Here is a 17,882-nt window from a genome sequence, read left to right as displayed (position 1 = left end):
CTGCGCATCCGGCCCCACCAAGAAATTATAAACGGGAACGACATGAGCGACAGCATCCGCTTTATCCTCAACGGCGAGGATATTACCCTATCCAGCCTGCGCCCAACTGAGACGCTGCTCGACTTCCTGCGCCTCCAACGGCGCCTGACGGGAACGAAGGAAGGGTGCGCGGAAGGGGATTGCGGCGCCTGCACGGTACTTGTGGGACGGCTGATCGATGGCGGGCTGCACTATGAATCCGTCAATGCCTGCATCCGCTTCGTCGGCTCGCTGCACGCGACCCATGTCGTGACAGTCGAGCATCTGGCCGCCCAGAATGGCACGCTTCATCCGGTGCAGCAGGCGATGGTCGATTGCCATGGCTCGCAATGCGGTTTCTGCACGCCGGGCTTCGTCATGTCGCTCTATGGTCTTTGGCTTTCGACGGAGAAGCCGAGCCGGGCGCAGATCGAGAAGTCGCTCCAGGGCAATCTCTGTCGATGCACGGGCTATGAGCCCATCGTCAAGGCGGCCGAGCAGGTCAGCCAGAAGCGGCCGAGCGCGCTCTTCGACCCGCTCGAAAAGACCAGGGCCGATATCATCGCCCGCCTCTGGGCAATGCAGGGCGGCGACACCATCGAGATTGCCGAGGGCGAGGATCGCCTTATCGTGCCCGGTTCCGTCTCGGCGCTGGTACAGGTGCTCGCCGGCGAGCCGCAGGCGACCATCGTTGCCGGCTCGACCGATGTCGGCCTCTGGGTCACCAAGCAGATGCGCCGGCTCAATCCGGCCGTCTTCATCAACCATCTGACCGATCTGCAGAAAATTACCGTTGAAGATGCGGGCCTGACCATCGGCGCCGGCGTCACCTATAGCCGTGCCTTTGCTGTGATCAGTGAAAAGATCCCGGCTTTTGCCAACCTGATCAATCGCATCGGCGGTGAGCAGGTGCGCAATATGGGCACCATCGGCGGCAATATCGCCAACGGCTCGCCGATCGGCGACATGCCGCCGCCGCTGATCGCGCTCGGCGCGACGGTAAAGCTACGCTCGACGGCGGGCACGCGCAGCCTGCCGCTGGAGGATTTCTTCATCGAATACGGCAAGCAAGATCGCAATCCGGGGGAGTTCGTGGAAGATATCTTCGTGCCATACCCAGCCGAAGATGCGCATTTCGCCGTCTACAAGATCTCCAAGCGCCGCGATGAGGATATTTCAGCCGCTTGCGGCGCCTTCCATCTATCCTTGGATGCAGACTGCAAGGTCGCCGATATCCGCATCGCCTTTGGCGGCATGGCCGGCACGCCGAAACGCGCCCGCACCGTCGAGGCGGAATTGATCGGCAAGCCCTGGACGGAGGCGACAGTTACCGCCGCGCGCGATGCCTTCGACAGCGATTACACGCCGCTCTCCGACTGGCGCGCTAGTGCTGAATACCGGCAGCTGACCGCCAAGAACCTTCTCATCCGTTTCTACCTGGAAACATCGGGTGCGCCGCAGGAATTGAGCCGCTTCGAGGTGCTGGCATGATGAGGGCTACAGAATATGCCGCATTGCCCCTCACCCTAACCCTCTCCCCGTTAAAACGGGGAGAGGGAACAACCTCTGTACCCTCGCGAGCTGATAGGCTGGAAGGAAGGCTGCGAGCTCGCCTATCTCCTTCTCCCCGTCAAAACGGGGAGAAGGTGCCCGACAGGGCGGATGAGGGGCTAGTCGCGATCGGTTTTGCCATCACGAACATTCTCGAAGAAGGAGGACAATAAATGGACAAATCCACCTTCGAAGAGCGCAAGGTCATCAACGGCTCAATGCATGGCTCGCTGCGTCATGACTCCGCCCATAAGCATGTGACCGGAACCGCCGATTACATCGACGATATTCCCGAACCCGCCGGCCTGCTGCACGGCGCGCTCGGCCTTTCCGACCGTGCCCATGCCGAGATCGCCAGCATCGACCTCTCGGCCGTTCGGGCTTATCCGGGCGTCGTCGGGGTCTTCACCGCCGCCGATATCCCCGGCGTCAACGACACCAGCTCCAACGGCATGCATGACGAACCGTTGCTTACCGAGATTAAGGTCGAATTCCACGGACAGCCGATCTTCGCCGTCATCGCCGAAACCCGCGATGCCGCCCGGCGTGCCGCACGCCTTGCCAAGATCAACTACCGCGATCTGCCGCATTGGAGCGATATCGACGGTGCGCTCGCCAATGGAGCACCGCTCGTCTACGAGCCGATGACGCTGAAGCGCGGCGAGCCCGAAACCGAGATGGCGAATGCCAAGCATCGCATCAAGGCGCAGATGCGCATCGGCGGCCAAGAGCATTTCTATCTCGAAAGCCACATCGCCATGGCGATCCCCGGCGAGGACGATGAAGTTACCGTCTGGTCGTCGACGCAGCATCCGAGCGAAATCCAGCATATCGTCGGTCACGTCCTCGGCACCCCGTCCAACGCCGTGACGGTCAATGTGCGCCGCATGGGCGGCGGCTTCGGTGGCAAGGAAACGCAGGGCAACCAGTTTGCGGCGCTCGCCGCCGTCGCCGCCAAGAAGCTCGGCCGCGCCGTGAAATTCCGGCCCGACCGCGACGAGGACATGAGCGCCACCGGAAAGCGGCACGACTTCCTCGTGGATTACGAAGTCGGCTTCAACGATGAGGGCCGCATCCATGCCGTCGATGCGACCTATGCCGCCCGCTGCGGCTTCTCCTCCGATCTCTCCGGCCCGGTCACCGACCGCGCGCTGTTCCATGCGGATTCCAGCTATTTCTACCCGCATGTGCATCTGGTCTCGAAGCCGTTGAAGACGCATACCGTCTCCAACACGGCCTTCCGTGGCTTCGGTGGCCCGCAAGGCATGGTCGGCGGAGAACGCATGATTGAAGAGATCGCCTATGCGCTCGGCAAGGATCCGCTCGAAGTGCGCCGAGCCAATTTCTATGGCCAGCCGGGCTCCGGCCGGACGCTGACCCCCTATCACCAGGAGGTCACCGACAATATCATCAACCGCGTCGTCGACGAGCTGGAACAAACGTCCGACTATCAGGCGCGCCGAAACGCCATCATCGAGTTCAACCGCTCCAGCCGCTTCATCCGCAAGGGCATCGCGCTGACGCCGGTGAAGTTCGGCATCTCCTTCACCATGACCGCCTTCAACCAGGCCGGCGCGCTGGTGCACATCTATCAGGATGGCTCCATCCACCTGAACCACGGCGGCACCGAGATGGGGCAAGGCCTTTATACCAAGGTGGCGCAGGTGCTGGCCGATAGTTTCCAGGTCGATATCGACCGCGTGAAGATCACGGCTACGACGACCGGCAAGGTGCCGAACACCTCGGCAACAGCGGCGTCGTCCGGCTCCGACCTGAACGGCATGGCAGCCTATGACGCCGCGCGGCAGATCAAGGAGCGGCTCGTCGCCTTCGCGGCCGAAAAATGGGGGGTGGGCGCCGAGGAAGTGCAATTCCTGCCGAACCGCGTGCGCGTCGGCGAAGAGGAAATTCCCTTCCCGGATTTTGTCAAACAGGCGTATTTCGCTCGCGTGCAGCTTTCCGCCACCGGCTTCTACAAGACGCCGAAGATCCATTGGGATCGCAAGGCCGGCCGCGGCACGCCCTTCTACTACTTCTCCTATGGTGCCGCCTGCTCGGAAGTGTCGATCGATACGCTGACCGGCGAATATCAGATCGACCGCACAGACATCCTCCACGATGTCGGCCGCTCCCTCAATCCGGCGATCGATATCGGCCAAGTCGAGGGCGCTTTCGTGCAAGGCATGGGCTGGCTGACGACCGAAGAGCTCTGGTGGGATGCCAAGGGCCGGCTGCGCACGCATGCACCGTCGACCTATAAGATCCCTCTCGCCTCCGACCGGCCGAAGATTTTCAACGTCCGCCTGGCGGAATGGTCCGAAAATGCGGAGGCAACCATCGGCCGCTCGAAGGCCGTCGGCGAGCCGCCCTTCATGCTCAGCATATCCGTGCTGGAGGCACTCTCGATGGCAATCGCCAGTGTCGCGGATTACCGCGTCTGCCCGCGCCTCGATGCCCCGGCCACACCGGAACGGGTGCTGATGGCGGTCGAACGGCTGAAGGGGATGTGATTGCCCGCCATGTCGAAGATGGTAGGTAACCGAAAGTCACAAAAGGAAATCGTGCCTCTCGCAACCTCCTCTACCACATTGTGGTAGAGGATAATCGTCAGATTCTTGGCGACCCTTGCCGATTACAGTGGCGCTCTATCGTCATAACGCGGCTCCCGCCCATCGAGAAATCCAAGGTCACGCTTCAGGCGGTCCGGCATCTCGTCGAGATCGAGATGCGTCGACGGCTCCGCATGCTTGACGAAGGCCTGCGTCAACGATTCCAGAACACGTGCCAGGACCGTAGGCCTGGCTGCTTGCACTTGCTCTACAACATAGCAATCCATGACAACACCTCAATCAGATCAGCGATATGAGTTGAAGTTTGGCTCGAAAAATGCTGAAATTCCAATCGAACTATCATCTACATACATAAAGAGAACTTATCCATGAAGCTGTCGAAGCGCTTCCCGCTGAATGCCCTGCGCGTTTTCGAAGCCGCTGCCCGGCTCGGCAGTTTCACCCGTGCCGGCGAAGAGCTCGGCATGACGCAGACGGCCGTCAGCTATCAAATCAAGTTGCTTGAAGAGACGACGGGCGAGCCTCTATTCCTGCGCCGTCCGCGGCAGATTTTATTGACCGAGGCCGGAGAGCAACTCGCACCGAAAGTCGCGGAAGCCTTTGCCATGTTGCAGGAGGCCATGGCCTCCATCAGCGGCGACGCCGAGACCACTCTCCATATCCATTCTACCCCCACCTTCGCGTCCCAATGGCTGGCACGCCATATCGGTACGTTCCAGCTCAAGCACCCCAAGATCGCCGTTCGCCTCGCCACGTCAGCCTCGATCATCGACTTCGCCCGGGAGCCCGCCGACATTGCCATCCGCGTCGGGCGCGGAAACTGGCCCGGCTTGCGCGCGCACATGCTGATGAAGATGCATTTCACGCCCATGCTGAGCCCGGCCCTGGCTGCGACGATCGGCGGCGTGCACGAGCCGGCCGATCTCCTCAAACTGCGCATCATCGATGCCGGTGATCCATGGTGGGTCCAATGGTTCCAGGAGGCGGGCGTGGCGGATCCCGGCCTTCAGGGCAGGCCGCGCAGCCGGCTTGGCGCACAGTCCTTCGAAGCAAGCGCCGCCATAGCCGGTCAGGGCGTCGCCGTGCTGACCCCCGAATTCTACGCGGATGATTTGGCCTCCGGACAGCTGATCCAGCCCTTCGATCTTCTTTCGACCGACGGTTCCGATTATTGGATCGCCTATCCGGAGAACAGGCGCCATACACTGCGCATTCGTGCCTTCAGGGACTGGATCCTCGGTGAATTCGGCATGCCGCTGGAGTAGAGCAATTCCGGGAAAAGCGTTCAGTAAGCCATGTCAGGGGCATAAAAGCAGCGCGGCGTGTTTTCGTCCGGGAACAGGCAGAGATGATAGGCTCCGTCCGGCGAGCGCATCGTTTTCCGCTGTGGTAGATTGAAGATATGCGCGTGCGTTACGTAGCGATGGTCGCCGGGATTGAGCGTCACTCGGTAGCCCCCCGGCACGATGGTGACGGTGCGTGACGGAATCATCTCGCAATCACCTGTCTTGCTGTCGCCACTGCAGCAATATGGGTCGTAGGACCAGCCGGAGGGCGCCTCATGCGCCAAGGCAGAGGCTGCGGAGAGAAGAAAAAATACGAACGCCAGAATACCACGCATGGGCAATTCTCCGTCGAAAAAATAGACGGCAGCCGCGGACACGGCCCGCTCCAAGCAGCCGAGGGCATTTTATTAAAAAACTTCCATAATCTGATCTAATGCGCCCTGGGCGCTAGACAAGGCCACGGCTTTTTACCGACACATCAAACACCCCTCTTCCATACGCTCTCAACATTCTGCAAGGTGTCGAGTCGGAGGAAGAAGAAGGGGAACTGAATGTATGAATACGCCATAGCGTGGGAGTGGCTGGCCTTTGCTGCCCGCTGGTTCCACGTCATAACCGCCATTGCCTGGATCGGTTCGTCCTTCTACTTCATCGCGCTCGATCTCGGGCTGGTGAAGCGCCCGCATCTTCCGCCTGGCGCCTATGGCGAGGAATGGCAGGTTCACGGCGGCGGCTTCTATCATATCCAGAAATATCTCGTCGCACCCGCGCAGATGCCGGAGCATCTGACCTGGTTCAAATATGAGAGCTATTTCACCTGGCTTTCCGGCTTCCTGATGCTGTGCATCGTCTATTACGGCGGCGCCAATCTCTTCCTGATAGACCGGCATGTGCTCGATGTCAGCGTTCCCGTCGCGATCCTGATTTCGCTGGCCTCGCTTGCCGGCGGCTGGATCGTCTACGATCTGCTCTGCAAATCGCCGCTCGGCAACAATACCTGGGGGCTGATGATCGTGCTCTATGCCGTGCTGGTCTTCATGGCCTGGGGCTATACGCATCTCTTCACCGGCCGCGCCGCCTTCCTGCATCTCGGCGCCTTCACGGCAACGATCATGTCGGCCAACGTCTTCATGATCATCATTCCCAACCAGAAGATCGTCGTCGCCGACCTGATTGCCGGCCGCACGCCGGACCCCAAATACGGCCGCATCGCCAAGCAGCGCTCGCTGCATAACAACTACCTGACGCTGCCCGTCATCTTCTTCATGCTGTCGAACCACTATCCGCTGGCCTTCGGCACGGCCTACAATTGGGTGATCGCGGCGCTGGTGTTCCTGATGGGCGTCACCATTCGCCACTGGTTCAACACGACGCATGCTCGCAAGGGCCGCCCGACCTGGACCTGGATCGTCACAGTCGTCCTCTTCATCGTCATCATGTGGCTTTCGACCGTTCCGAAGATACTGACCGGCGAAAAAGAAGCCAACGCCGTCTCGCCTGCCTTCCAGCAATTCGCCTCGGACGCCCATTTCCCGGCGGTCAAGCAAATGGTCTCCGCGCGCTGTTCCATGTGCCATGCGGCCGAGCCCGTCTTTGAGGGGATTGTGCGCGCGCCGAAAGGCGTAACGCTGGAAAATGACGCGGAAATCGCTATGCATGCCCGGGAGATCTATATCCAGGCCGGCCGCAGCCATGCCATGCCGCCCGGCAACGTCACCGACGTCACGCCGGAGGAGCGCAAGCTGCTGGTCGCCTGGTTCGAAAGCTCCATCGGAGAAAAGAGCCAATGACCACCCTTCTGCGCGGCCGCCTGCTTTCCTTCAAGCGCCTGCCGCAAAGCCTCGACGACGCGGACAGCTACGCGTATGAAAGCGACGGCGGCCTGCTGGTCGAGAACGGCACGATCATCGCGGCCGGCCCCTATGCTGGTATCAAGGCGCAGGCGCCGGACGATGTCGTCGAAATCGACCACCGTCCGCACCTGATCCTGCCGGGTTTCATCGACATGCACCTGCATTTCCCGCAGATGCAGGTGATCGCCTCCTATGCCGCCAACCTCTTGGAATGGCTGAATACCTATACTTTTCCAGAGGAATGCCGCTTCGTCGAAAGCGCGCATGCGCAGCGTATCGCCACGCATTTCTACGACGAGATGATCCGCCACGGCACGACGACGGCCGTCGCCTACTGCTCTGTGCATAAGACCTCCGCCGACGCCTATTTTGCCGAAGCCATGCGTCGCAACATGCGCATGATCGGCGGCAAAGTGATGATGGACCGCAATGCCCCGCAAGGCCTGCTCGATACGCCCGAGATGGGGTATGACGAGACCCGCCAGGTGATATCAGACTGGCACGGCAAGGGCCGCAACCACGTCGCCATCACGCCGCGCTTCGCCATCACCTCCACTCCGGCACAGATGGAGGCGACCGCCGCCCTCGCCCGCGAATTCCCGGATCTGCATATTCAGACGCATCTTTCCGAGAACCACGATGAGATCAAGTTCACCTGCGAACTCTATCCGGACGCGATCGACTATACCGATATCTACGCCCACTATGGGTTGCTCGGTCCCAAAAGCCTGTTCGGTCACGCGATCCACCTTTCCGAGCGCGAAGCCGATGCGATGAGCGAGGCAGGTGCGGTCGCCGTCCACTGCCCGACTTCGAACCTCTTTCTTGGTTCCGGGCTCTTCCCACTCAAAGCGCTGGCCCGCCGCGAAAAGCCCGTTCGCATCGGTGTCGCCACCGATATCGGCGGCGGTTCCAGCTATTCCATGCTGCGCACCATGGATGAGGCCTACAAGATCCAGCAGTTGCTCGGCGAACGGCTGAACCCGTTGGAAAGCTATTACTACATGACCCGCGGGAATGCCGAGTCCCTCTCTCTTGTCGACAAAATCGGCACGCTTGACACCGGCACAGAAGCCGACCTCATCGTCCTCAACGCTGCCGCGACGCCGGCCATGGCTTTGAAGATGGAGGTCACGAAGAGCCTCACCGAAGAGCTGTTCCTGCTGCAGACCATGGGCGACGACCGCGCCGTGGTCGAAACCTATGTCGCTGGAAAGCCGATGAAATCGACCCTTCAATAAGGCAACTCGAACCCGCCAGCACGTAACCATCCAGAAGGCAGAGACCATGGCCGCGCCGCTTACCATCGCCGAACTGAAGACGCTTGCGCAGCGGCGCGTGCCGAAAATGTTCTTCCAATATGCCGATTCCGGTTCATGGACGGAGTCGACCTATGAGGCGAATGAGGCGGATTTCGCGAGGATCAAGCTACGCCAGCGCGTCCTCGTCGACATATCCGACCGGTCGCTGGAAACCAGTATGGTCGGCCAGAAGGTGTCCATGCCGGTAGCGCTGGCGCCGACCGGCCTCACCGGCATGCAGCATGCCGATGGCGAAATGCTGGCGGCGCGCGCGGCCGAGGAATTCGGCATTCCCTTCACGCTCTCGACCATGAGCATCTGCTCGATCGAGGATGTCGCCGCGGTGACGAAACAGCCTTTCTGGTTCCAGCTCTACGTGATGAAGGATCGCGACTTCGTCCTCGACCTCATCCATCGCGCCAAGGCGGCGAGATGCTCGGCGCTGGTGCTGACCGCCGATCTGCAGATCCTCGGCCAGCGCCATAACGACATCCGCAACGGATTGTCGGCACCGCCCAAAATGACGGTGAAAAACCTCTGGCAGATGGCTACGCGGCCTGCCTGGTGCATGGAGATGCTGAAGACCAAGCGTCGTTCCTTCGGCAACATCATCGGCCATGCCAAGAATATTTCCGACATGACGACGCTGTCGCACTGGACGCACTCGCAGTTCGACCCCAAGCTTTCCTGGAGCGATGTCGGCTGGATCAAGGAGCAATGGGGCGGCCCGCTGATCATCAAGGGCATTCTTGACGTCGAGGATGCGAAAGCGGCCGCCGATACCGGCGCCGACGCCATCATCGTCTCCAACCATGGCGGCCGGCAGCTCGACGGCGCCCACTCCTCCATCAGCATGCTGCCGAGAATTGTCGACGCCGTCGGCGACAAGATCGAGGTGCATATGGATGGCGGCATCCGCTCCGGCCAGGACGTGCTCAAGGCCATAGCACTCGGCGCCAAGGGCACCTTCATCGGCCGCCCTTTCCTCTATGGTCTTGGCGCCATGGGCAAGGAAGGCGTGACGCTCGCGCTCGAGATCATCCGCAAGGAACTGGATATCTCGATGGCGCTCTGCGGCAAGCGGGATATTAAGGCCGTGGATCGATCGATCTTGGCTGATTTCTAACGCAGCCAGCCCGTTGCCAGACCGCTCGCCCATTCCGGACGGCCATTCTGCGCCGCCAGCTTCGCCATCGCCATGTGGTCGTAGGCGACCTGCCTGAAGACCGGCAGCCAGTTATCGCCGGCCTTTTCCAGAATGGCATAGGAGGCGAACGGGTTTCCGGCTTCCACCTTGTGATAATGAGGCAGGTCATCGTCATAGGCGGGGCAGCCGACGCTGCCGGGATTGACGATCAGGCGGCCATCGCGGAGCCGGACGACACGCGGAATATGAGTATGCCCGCACAGGATCAGCGGAAAATCGATATCGGCCGCCAGTGCCTCGATCTCCTCGATCGGTTTCAAATGGACGTGACCGTCCGCAGAGACGGATTCCTGCCAGTAGACATTATCGGATGCCGGCGTGGCGTGGCAGAGATAGACCTCATCCAGATAGATCGCGCTGGTGGGCAGGCCGCGCAGCCAATCGAGATGAGGCTTGGTGAGCTCAGAATAGGCAGCGCGGTCTGAGATATGCATCGTTTCCGGTACCTGTTCGATCAAATACCGGTCGTGATTGCCGCGCACCGTCAGCGCATTCAGCTCCAGCAGCATATCCGCCGTCTTGCCAGCCGTCAGCGGCCCGCTGAAGCAGTCGCCGAGATTGACGATCTCGGTGATGCCCTGCTTGCGGATATCTGCAAGCACTGCTTCGAGCGCCAGATGATTGCCGTGAATGTCCGCGATCGCAGCAAAACGCAAATCTCAGCTCCCGCGATAGGTGGAATAGCCGTAGGGCGAGATCAGCAACGGCACATGGTAATGCGCCGTCGTATCGGCGATGCCAAAACGGATCGGCACGAGATCGAGAAAAGCCGGCTCCGGCAGCTTGGCGCCGCTGGCACGCAGATAATCTCCGGCCCGAAACAGCAGTTCGTAGGTGCCCGCAACGAAGCTGTCGCCGATCAGGATGGGGCCGCCATCCACACGGCCGTCGGCATTGGTCGTGACCGTCTTCAGATGCGTGCGGAGATCGCCCTCGATCCTGAAAAGATCGATCACCAGGCCTTCGGCCGGTTTGCCGAGGGTGGTATCGAGTACATGCGTGGTCAGTCCGGTCATAGCGTCGGCGCTCCGATGATGTAGGGCGTTTCGAAGAAATATTCCTCCAGATTGTTTCCCGGCCCGTCGCGATCGACAACGAGGAAATCGCTCTGCTCTCCGAGCGCCATCAGGGGATAATGCCAGGCATTGATCCGATAGTTGACGCCTTGGTCGCCCCGCGCCAGGAAGACCTGCGGCTTGCCGGGCCTGCCGCCCTCATCCTGCGCAACGACCACGAGGAACGGCCGGCCATTCAGCGGCACGAAACACTGGTTGCCGAAAGGATGGCGCTCCATCATCTCGATCGTAAAAGGAAAGGCGCGCGGCTGGCCGCGAAACAGGTTCAGGATGACCCGCGCGCCGTCGCCGATGGCCTCGGCGCTGGACAACGCATGGAAGCGCTCCGTCGTACCGCCATTGATGAGCCGCATCGTTGCCGGATCGGCCTCGATCACATCGCCGAAATGTGCGAACGCGGCCTTCGTTAACGGGTGAATTTCAAGATGCTGTGTCATTCGATGATCATTCGCCTTCCGCTCGCCAATGGCGAATGGAATCCAGTTGGGAGAACAACTCAGGAAGAGATTTTTGCGCGATGTCCCACAGGGCCGTCACCTCGATGTCGAAATAGCCCTGCGCAATTCTGCTCCTGAAGTCGTGCATCTCATGCCAAGGCAGCTCCGGATGGTCAACGACAAACTCCGGATATTCCTCCGCAATGCGCGCGGCCGCCTCGCCGATCATCAGGAGAGTCATCCCGACGGCGCGCTGCTTCTCGACATTCTTGAAAAACGCGCTTTGATCAGTTCCGCGAAGGAACTGATCTGCCTCGGACACGGCCCGCTGCATGTAATCAAGGTGGGCGATTAGCCGATCCAGGCTCATATGACACAGCCCCAGTTTGTGAAATACCAAGTCATGAGCAGCTCGGGAGACAGCTCGCTATCAGCCCTCCGGAAGCATGGATTGCAGGCGCAGCAAAGCGATCTTTTCAACCTGGGCCGTTGCCGTTGCAAATTCCGTATCCCGGTCATTATCGATCCGCGTTTCGAAGGCAGCCAGGATATCCTCCTTGCCGAGCCCCTTGACCGCGATAATGAAGGGAAAGCCGAACTTGCTCACATAGGCTGCATTGAGTTCGGTGAACCGCGCATGTTCTGCAGGGCTCAGCCGATCGAGGCCCACGCCGGCCTGCTCCTTGCGGCTGTCTTCCGTCAACTCGCCAGCAATCGCCAACCGGCCCGCCAAATCCGGATGGGCCTGCAGCACGCCAAGTCGCTCCGCCTCGCTGGCGGCACGGAAGAACCGCACCAAAGCAGCATGCACCCCGCCCGAGGTCAGCGGCTCGGTAATAGCTCCAGCATCGTAAGCCCGCTCGGCAATGAAGGGAGAATGCTCGAAGACGCCGCCGAAGCGGCCGATAAAATCGGCCCGCGATATCATGTCAGCGCTCGCCCCCGGGCATATGATTCTCATACCAGTGGTTGGCGATCTCGATACGCTTCGGGATCCAGACCTTGTCGTGCTTCTGCACATATTCGATGAACCGTCGCAAAGCCGCAGCGCGGCCGGGGCGACCGACCAGGCGGCAATGCAAGCCCACCGACATCATCTTCGGGCTGCCATGCTTGCCCTCTTCATAGAGCGTGTCGAAGGCGTCCTTGAGATAGGTGAAGAACTGATCGCCCGAATTGAAGCCCTGCGGCGTGGCGAAGCGCATATCGTTGGTTTCGAGCGTATAGGGGATGATCAGGAACGGCTTGCCGTTCAGGCCATCGACCCAGAAGGGCAGATCGTCGGCATAGGAATCGGAGGAATAGAGGAAGCCGCCCTCCTCCATGACGAGCCGCAGCGTATTGTCCGACGGCTTGCCCTGATACATGCCGTAAGGCCGGTCGCCGGTGAGTTCGGTGTGCAGCCGGACAGCCTCGAGAATATGTTTGCGCTCCAGATCCTCCGAAAAATCCTTGTATTCCAGCCAGCGGTAGCCGTGGCTCGCAATCTCCCAGCCAGCTTCCTTCATCGCCGCAACCGCCTCCGGATTGCGTGCCATGGCGAGCGTCACGCCATAGACGGTCGCCTGCACCTTGAGCTCTGTGAACATGCGCCACAGCCGCCAGAAGCCGGCGCGTGCGCCGTATTCGTAGATCGATTCCATGTTGAGATTGCGCTGGTTCGGCCAGGGTGCCGCACCAACGATCTCGGAGAGCAGGTTTTCGGAAGCTGGATCGCCATCGAGAATGCAGCTTTCTCCGCCCTCTTCGTAGTTGATCACGAACTGCACCGCGATGCGGGCGTCACCGGGCCATTTTGGATCCGGCGTGTTGCGGCCGTAGCCGATGAGATTGCGGGAATAGTTTTCCGACATTGAAGCACCTTCTCTGATCAGAGGACGGTAGCATCCATGCCGGGAAAGTCGAGACGGAAAGTGGGAAAATCACTTTCTCTTCAATGGTAAGCCCGCCGCGCTATCCTACGCGATTTTCCGGGCGCTGATCTTTCCCATCGGATGCAGCGAATGCACGCGGAAGGGACCGCCGGAACCGTCTTCCATCATCAACGCGATATTGGATACGGGAACCGGTGCGGCAAGCGCCGGCTCGAAGAAGTCGCGCAATGCGCGCTCCATGCGCTGCAGATCAGCCGGGCCGACAGTGCCCGTCAGCATCATCTGGAATCGGAACTCGTCCATGACGTGCGGATGGCCCCAACGGTGCAGGTTGGCGAATTGCGTCGCCGAAAGGCCGTCCGGATCGATGCGCTCGATTTCCGCTTCGGTCAATGGCGCGCGATACTGGTCGAAGGCCTGAACCAGGGATGCCGCCAGGAAATGCATCTGCTGGCTGGGTGCAGACGGAACGAGGCCCAGCGCTCCGCCAAGCCGTGCGACCTCCAGCCGAGGGATTTCAAAAGGCGCGACCGAACCGGAAAACCGCATGAGATCGCGCAACATCGCCGCCTCGGACATATCTTCCGCCAGCCGGAAAGGCGCCTTCAGCAGGCCCATGAAACCATAGCGGCGGGGAACGGCCGTGTAGAAGGCAATTTCGTGTATGCCGAGCCCGCGAATGGCAGGCGGATCGACCATCTCGCCGGAATAGACATTGCGGCCGAGCCAATTTGCCGCCACAAGCGTCAGCGGATCGCTCGCGGACGGCGTGAAGCAAATGGCGTAACGCATAAAATTCCTCCAAGGCACGATAGACCGGCTGACCGGCAAGGGCTAACGGCCAAGGAGATAGGTGATTTGCGTGACAGATTGACGACCCGAAAGGGGCGCGAATTCACGTTTTATGTGATATGACTGAAATATGACTTACTAAAGTGAAACTCTGCGGCAATTTGAAACGACAAGCCATATCCGCCGCCTCCCGCACCGCGGCTTCGGCCAGCCGATGCGCCAGTCCGAAACTCACCTTGAAGCCACCGGTCAATGCAATCAAGGACGGATGGTCGGGATGCGCACCCACCATCGGATCGCGATCGACCGCCTTCGGCCGCAGGCCGGCCCAGCGCTCCACCACCTCCGCGCCGACCAGAACCGGCGCCATGGCGCGCGCTGCGGCCAGAAGATCGTCGAGCTGTCCATCAGTCGACAGCGGGTCGTCGAAACGATTCTCGCTCGTGCTGCCGACCGCGACCAATCCATTCTCATGCGGAACGATGTAAAGGCCATCGCGGAAGATCACCGGAAGACGGCCGTCGACATCCGCCTTCAGCATGGCCGCCTGTCCCTTCACCGGTTGGCCAAGCGAGGACTTGCGGCCTTCCGTCAACCCGTCGAGGATTGGAAACGACCGATGACCGGCAGCAAGCATGCAGCGTCCGAAGCGGATATCGCCCTCATTCGTACGCGCCAGCCCTCTATCCGGATCGATGCTTTCGACGGCAACGCCCTCGGCGAGCTGGACATGTGTTGCTCCGGTAAGACTTTGACGCAGTACGTTCAACAACGCACGCGGCGCAACGCGCGCCGCCAAAGTATCGAAGACAAATCCGCTTTCGGCAGCAGAAGGCTCAATCCAGCCTGGAACGGGCGCCGCATCGAGCACATGCCAGTGAAATTCATGTTTATCCAGCCGCCAATGCGTTTCCGCATCTCGGGAATGCCCAAGCGCAATCTGCCTTAGATGCGGCTTCGGCAGCGGGATCAGACGGCCGGCGCGACGGTAGCCCGCCGAAAGTCCCGTCTCTGCCTCCAATGCTGCGATTTCCTCTTCCAGAGACACCAGCGCATCGAACTGAAACTGCTTCTTGTCAGACCATTTGTCCGGCATATGCGGCATCAGCGCCCCGAGCAGGCCGCCGCTCGCCCCCTGCCCGAAATGGCCAGCTTCGACGAGCAAGGCTTGAATGCCGAGACGCTCGGCATGAACGGCCGCCCACAGGCCCATGATCCCGCCGCCAACGATCAACAGATCGACAGATGATTGACCGGCGGGTCGTGTGGGATTATCGGCTCTTTCCATGACAGATCCAGTTTCCGATCGGACTGAGGCGTCCGAAACCAATGCGGCAAGCCCGGAGCTCGAATGGCGCGACGGCGATATGCCCTATTCAGCGGCTTTTGGCGACCATTTTTATTGCCAGACCGACGGCCGGCTGGAATGCGGTCACGTCTTCCTGGCCGGCAACGGCCTGCCCACCCGCTGGCAGGGGCGGCAGGATTTCCTCATCGGTGAGCTCGGCTTCGGCACCGGCCTGAACTTCTGCGAGACCTGGCGCCAGTGGCGACAGCAGGCAGCACCGGGTTCGCAACTGCACTTCATGTCGTTCGAACTCTATCCCATGCATGCGAATGAGATCGACCGGGCTCTGTCGCACTGGCCGGAAATTGATCGCGAACGTCAGGCCCTTGTCGCTGCTTGGCCTGACGATCCGCAAGGCATCGTATCGCTGGCGCTCGATCAAAACACGCGCCTCAGCGTCGTCTGCGGCCCGGCGCTGAACGGCGTGAGCTTTGCTCAACCGGGCTTCGACGCCTGGTATCTCGACGGCTTCGCACCGTCACGCAATGCCGACATGTGGTCGCCCGAGCTGATGCAGGTACTCTGCGACAAGACCGTTCCCGGCGGCACCTTCGCCACCTACGCAGCCGCGGGCTTCGTGCGCCGAAACCTGCAGGCGGCTGGTTTTATCGTCGAGCGGCGCAAAGGCTTCGCCGGCAAGCGGGAAATGCTGTGCGGCGTCAAGCCGGCCTGAGGTCGGGGCTCATCGATCAAGCTAGAAACAATTGTCGCGAGCGTTCAGGCCAGCTCACCAAGATGCCGGCGAACCCAATTGGCCTCTTCCGATGCCGTACGCCGAAAGTGTCGCTTGAAGTCACGGCTGAACTGGGCGGGACTGGCGTAGCCAACCAATGTCGCGACCTCGGCGATTGTCTTGTCCTGGCGCGCGAGCATCAACCGCGCCTCGTGGAGCCGCATCGCCTTCAAGTACTGTATCGGACTGCTGCCCGTCAGGGCCTTGAAATGAACGTGATAGGAGGGAACGCTCATGCCTGCCTCATGCGCCAGCGCCGCGACCGAAATTTCGGAACCGTAGGTTTCGCGCAACCGGGCCAGGCTTCGCACGATCCTCCCGGACGTGCCCCGCTGCTGCAGGGCTGAGATCATCGCGCCGCCCTGCGGGCCGACGAGCACCCGGTAATGCAGCTCGCGTAGGATGCCTGCACCGAGAACCGCGAGCTCGACGGGATCACACAGCGCCCGCAGCAAACGCAGCACGACATCCTCGATAGCTGCCTCCATTCTGCTCGATACCAGACTTCGCACCTTGCCGGCTTTCGGCTCGGAACGTCTCATCCCCACTTCCGAGGCGATCTCCGCAGCCAGAAGCATGTCGAACTCGACGTAAACAGCAAGCAGGGGACGTTCTGCGCTGGCCGAGGATTCCATCCGAAACGGAACGGGTACCGATACGGCCAGATAGTGCTCCTCATCATAGAGATAAACCTCGCCGTCAAGCATGCCCTGCTTTCGGCCCTGCAACACGAATACCGCACCCGGCTTGTAGAGCACGGGAACATCGTGAAGGACCGTCTCGGTCCTGAGAAGGCGTACACCAGCGAGCGCGGTCGGATTGTATCCCTGGCGAGGAGCAAGAAGCCCCGCCAGTTCCACCAACGCCCCGCGCTTCGACACCCGACACTCCATCTTCATAGGATTTGGCAAGCTATTCATAGTTTTCACGATCGCTGGCAGCAGTTTCGAAGATTATCAGTCAGTGGCACTCACCAATCAAGAAGAGAACACCAATCATGTCACGAAAAACCTTCTTCATCACCGGCGCGAACTCCGGCTTCGGCTTCGCGATCGCAGCGGCCGCGAGCAGCCAAGGCCATAACGTTATCGGCACCGTCCGCTCGGAACAGTCGAGGACAGCCTTTGCGGAGCGCCTGCCGGCGGCGCGGTCCATCCTGTGCGATGTGACGGAGTTCGACCGGATAGCTGACATCGTTCGACAGGCCGAGGAGGATCATGGGCCGGTCGACGTGCTGATCAACAATGCCGGCTACGGCCACGAGGGAATCCTCGAAGAGTCGTCCATCGAGGAGATGCGGCGCCAGTTCGATGTGAACGTCTTTGGCGCCGTCGCTATTGCCAAAGCCTTCCTGCCGCGCTTCCGCGAAAGGCGGAGCGGCTTCATCGTCAACGTGACCTCGATGGGCGGCATGATCACCATGCCCGGCATCGCCTATTACTGCGGTAGCAAGTTCGCCCTTCAAGGCATTTCGGAAGTCATGCGTGCAGAAATGGCTCCGTTCGGCGTTCGCGTCACCGCCCTATGCCCTGGCTCCTTCCGGACAGACTGGGCGGGGCGCTCGATGATCCGGACCGAGCGCTCGATCGCGGACTACGACGCGTTGTTCGATCCGATCCGCCAGGCGCGGCAGGCCAAAAGCGGCAAGCAGCTCGGCGATCCAGACAAGCTCGCTGCCGCCGTATTGGATCTGATCGAATCCGACGCGCCTCCGCCGCAACTCCTACTCGGTAGCGACGCCCTTGGACTTGTGACTGATAGAATTGAGCGCCTCAAACAGGAGGTCGAAGCATGGAGATCTGTTACCGTTTCGACCGATGGCTGAGAATGCCGATC

At 60.7% G+C, this 17,882-nt stretch carries 19 protein-coding genes; 8 read left to right on the top strand and 11 right to left on the bottom strand.

Translation table 11 applies throughout. From position 1 onward, the window contains the following. Positions 1–42 precede the first annotated feature (42 nt). Together xdhA and xdhB are read left to right on the top strand one after the other, a co-directional pair. Positions 43–1,509: a xanthine dehydrogenase small subunit gene (gene xdhA, locus FP026_RS11180; protein ID WP_149634685.1), complete on the top strand. Its 1,467-nt coding sequence runs from the start codon at positions 43–45 to the stop codon at positions 1,507–1,509. A 233-nt stretch (positions 1,510–1,742) separates the two neighbouring features. Beyond that, positions 1,743–4,079, top strand: a complete 2,337-nt coding sequence (gene xdhB / locus FP026_RS11175; RefSeq protein WP_149634684.1) for a xanthine dehydrogenase molybdopterin binding subunit — start codon at positions 1,743–1,745, stop codon at positions 4,077–4,079. Positions 4,080–4,201: 122 nt separating this feature from the next. Here xdhB and FP026_RS11170 read toward each other — a convergent pair whose 3' ends face one another. Continuing rightward, entirely contained in the window at positions 4,202–4,405 is a 204-nt protein-coding gene (locus FP026_RS11170; protein WP_149634683.1) for a hypothetical protein, read from the bottom strand. Between the two features lie 102 nt (positions 4,406–4,507). Here FP026_RS11170 and FP026_RS11165 point away from each other — a divergent pair, with 102 nt between their 5' ends. Next, positions 4,508–5,404, top strand: a complete 897-nt coding sequence (locus FP026_RS11165; RefSeq protein WP_149634682.1) for a LysR substrate-binding domain-containing protein — start codon at positions 4,508–4,510, stop codon at positions 5,402–5,404. A gap of 20 nt (positions 5,405–5,424) precedes the next feature. Here the strand turns inward: FP026_RS11165 and FP026_RS11160 are convergent, their stop codons facing one another. After that, a complete protein-coding gene (locus FP026_RS11160; RefSeq protein WP_149634681.1) occupies positions 5,425–5,760 on the bottom strand; it encodes a hypothetical protein in 336 nt (111 codons plus the stop codon). A 216-nt stretch (positions 5,761–5,976) separates the two neighbouring features. Here FP026_RS11160 and puuD point away from each other — a divergent pair, with 216 nt between their 5' ends. The 3 genes from puuD to FP026_RS11145 are packed head-to-tail and all read left to right on the top strand — an operon-like array spanning position 5,977 to position 9,705. Further along, entirely contained in the window at positions 5,977–7,215 is a 1,239-nt protein-coding gene (gene puuD / locus FP026_RS11155; protein ID WP_149634680.1) for a urate hydroxylase PuuD, read from the top strand. Next, entirely contained in the window at positions 7,212–8,519 is a 1,308-nt protein-coding gene (guaD, locus tag FP026_RS11150) for a guanine deaminase (protein WP_149634679.1), read from the top strand. Before puuD ends, guaD begins: the two co-directional genes overlap by 4 nt. Before the next feature lie 46 nt (positions 8,520–8,565). Beyond that, the gene (locus FP026_RS11145) at positions 8,566–9,705 is read left to right on the top strand and encodes an alpha-hydroxy acid oxidase (protein WP_149634678.1); all 1,140 of its coding nucleotides are present in this window, start codon (positions 8,566–8,568) and stop codon (positions 9,703–9,705) included. On the opposite strand, the gene FP026_RS11140 is transcribed toward FP026_RS11145, so the two are convergent. The 8 genes from FP026_RS11140 to FP026_RS11105 all read right to left on the bottom strand — a co-directional run bounded on the left by FP026_RS11140 (position 9,702) and on the right by FP026_RS11105 (position 15,253). Then, on the bottom strand, positions 9,702–10,442 hold the full coding sequence (locus FP026_RS11140) for a metallophosphoesterase family protein (RefSeq protein WP_149634677.1): 741 nt from the start codon (positions 10,440–10,442) through the stop codon (positions 9,702–9,704). The genes FP026_RS11145 and FP026_RS11140 overlap by 4 nt on opposite strands. A gap of 3 nt (positions 10,443–10,445) precedes the next feature. After that, positions 10,446–10,802, bottom strand: coding sequence for a hydroxyisourate hydrolase (gene uraH, locus FP026_RS11135; protein WP_149634676.1), 357 nt, complete (start codon positions 10,800–10,802; stop codon positions 10,446–10,448). Beyond that, the gene (locus FP026_RS11130) at positions 10,799–11,299 is read right to left on the bottom strand and encodes an ureidoglycolate lyase (RefSeq protein ID WP_149634675.1); all 501 of its coding nucleotides are present in this window, start codon (positions 11,297–11,299) and stop codon (positions 10,799–10,801) included. The genes uraH and FP026_RS11130 overlap by 4 nt, the downstream gene beginning before the upstream one ends. Before the next feature lie 7 nt (positions 11,300–11,306). Next, a complete protein-coding gene (locus FP026_RS11125) occupies positions 11,307–11,669 on the bottom strand; it encodes a HepT-like ribonuclease domain-containing protein (protein ID WP_149634674.1) in 363 nt (120 codons plus the stop codon). A gap of 60 nt (positions 11,670–11,729) precedes the next feature. Then, positions 11,730–12,227 (bottom strand): 2-oxo-4-hydroxy-4-carboxy-5-ureidoimidazoline decarboxylase, encoded by a 498-nt coding sequence (uraD, locus tag FP026_RS11120; RefSeq protein WP_149634673.1) that lies wholly within the window; start codon positions 12,225–12,227, stop codon positions 11,730–11,732. A 1-nt stretch (position 12,228) separates the two neighbouring features. Further along, the gene (puuE, locus tag FP026_RS11115; RefSeq protein WP_149634672.1) at positions 12,229–13,152 is read right to left on the bottom strand and encodes an allantoinase PuuE; all 924 of its coding nucleotides are present in this window, start codon (positions 13,150–13,152) and stop codon (positions 12,229–12,231) included. A gap of 105 nt (positions 13,153–13,257) precedes the next feature. Further along, on the bottom strand, positions 13,258–13,965 hold the full coding sequence (locus FP026_RS11110) for a DUF1045 domain-containing protein (protein ID WP_149634671.1): 708 nt from the start codon (positions 13,963–13,965) through the stop codon (positions 13,258–13,260). Between the two features lie 103 nt (positions 13,966–14,068). Then, positions 14,069–15,253 carry an NAD(P)/FAD-dependent oxidoreductase gene (locus FP026_RS11105; protein WP_149634670.1) on the bottom strand — a complete coding sequence of 395 codons (1,185 nt, stop codon included), beginning with the start codon at positions 15,251–15,253 and terminating at the stop codon, positions 14,069–14,071. Between FP026_RS11105 and mnmD the strand changes: the two genes are divergently transcribed. Next, positions 15,252–15,986, top strand: coding sequence for a tRNA (5-methylaminomethyl-2-thiouridine)(34)-methyltransferase MnmD (gene mnmD / locus FP026_RS11100; protein ID WP_149634669.1), 735 nt, complete (start codon positions 15,252–15,254; stop codon positions 15,984–15,986). The two genes, FP026_RS11105 and mnmD, sit on opposite strands and share 2 nt — an antisense overlap. A gap of 44 nt (positions 15,987–16,030) precedes the next feature. Here the strand turns inward: mnmD and FP026_RS11095 are convergent, their stop codons facing one another. Beyond that, positions 16,031–16,966, bottom strand: coding sequence for an AraC family transcriptional regulator (locus FP026_RS11095; RefSeq protein WP_149634668.1), 936 nt, complete (start codon positions 16,964–16,966; stop codon positions 16,031–16,033). A gap of 77 nt (positions 16,967–17,043) precedes the next feature. On the opposite strand from FP026_RS11095, the gene FP026_RS11090 reads away from it, so the two are divergent. Further along, positions 17,044–17,871, top strand: coding sequence for an oxidoreductase (locus FP026_RS11090; protein ID WP_149634667.1), 828 nt, complete (start codon positions 17,044–17,046; stop codon positions 17,869–17,871). The last annotated feature ends 11 nt before the right edge of the window (positions 17,872–17,882 follow it).

The organism is Martinezella tropici, assembly GCF_008370325.1.
GTDB classification, from domain to species: domain Bacteria; phylum Pseudomonadota; class Alphaproteobacteria; order Rhizobiales; family Rhizobiaceae; genus Rhizobium; species Rhizobium tropici_B.
This window is presented reverse-complemented; position numbering and strand designations above follow the sequence as displayed.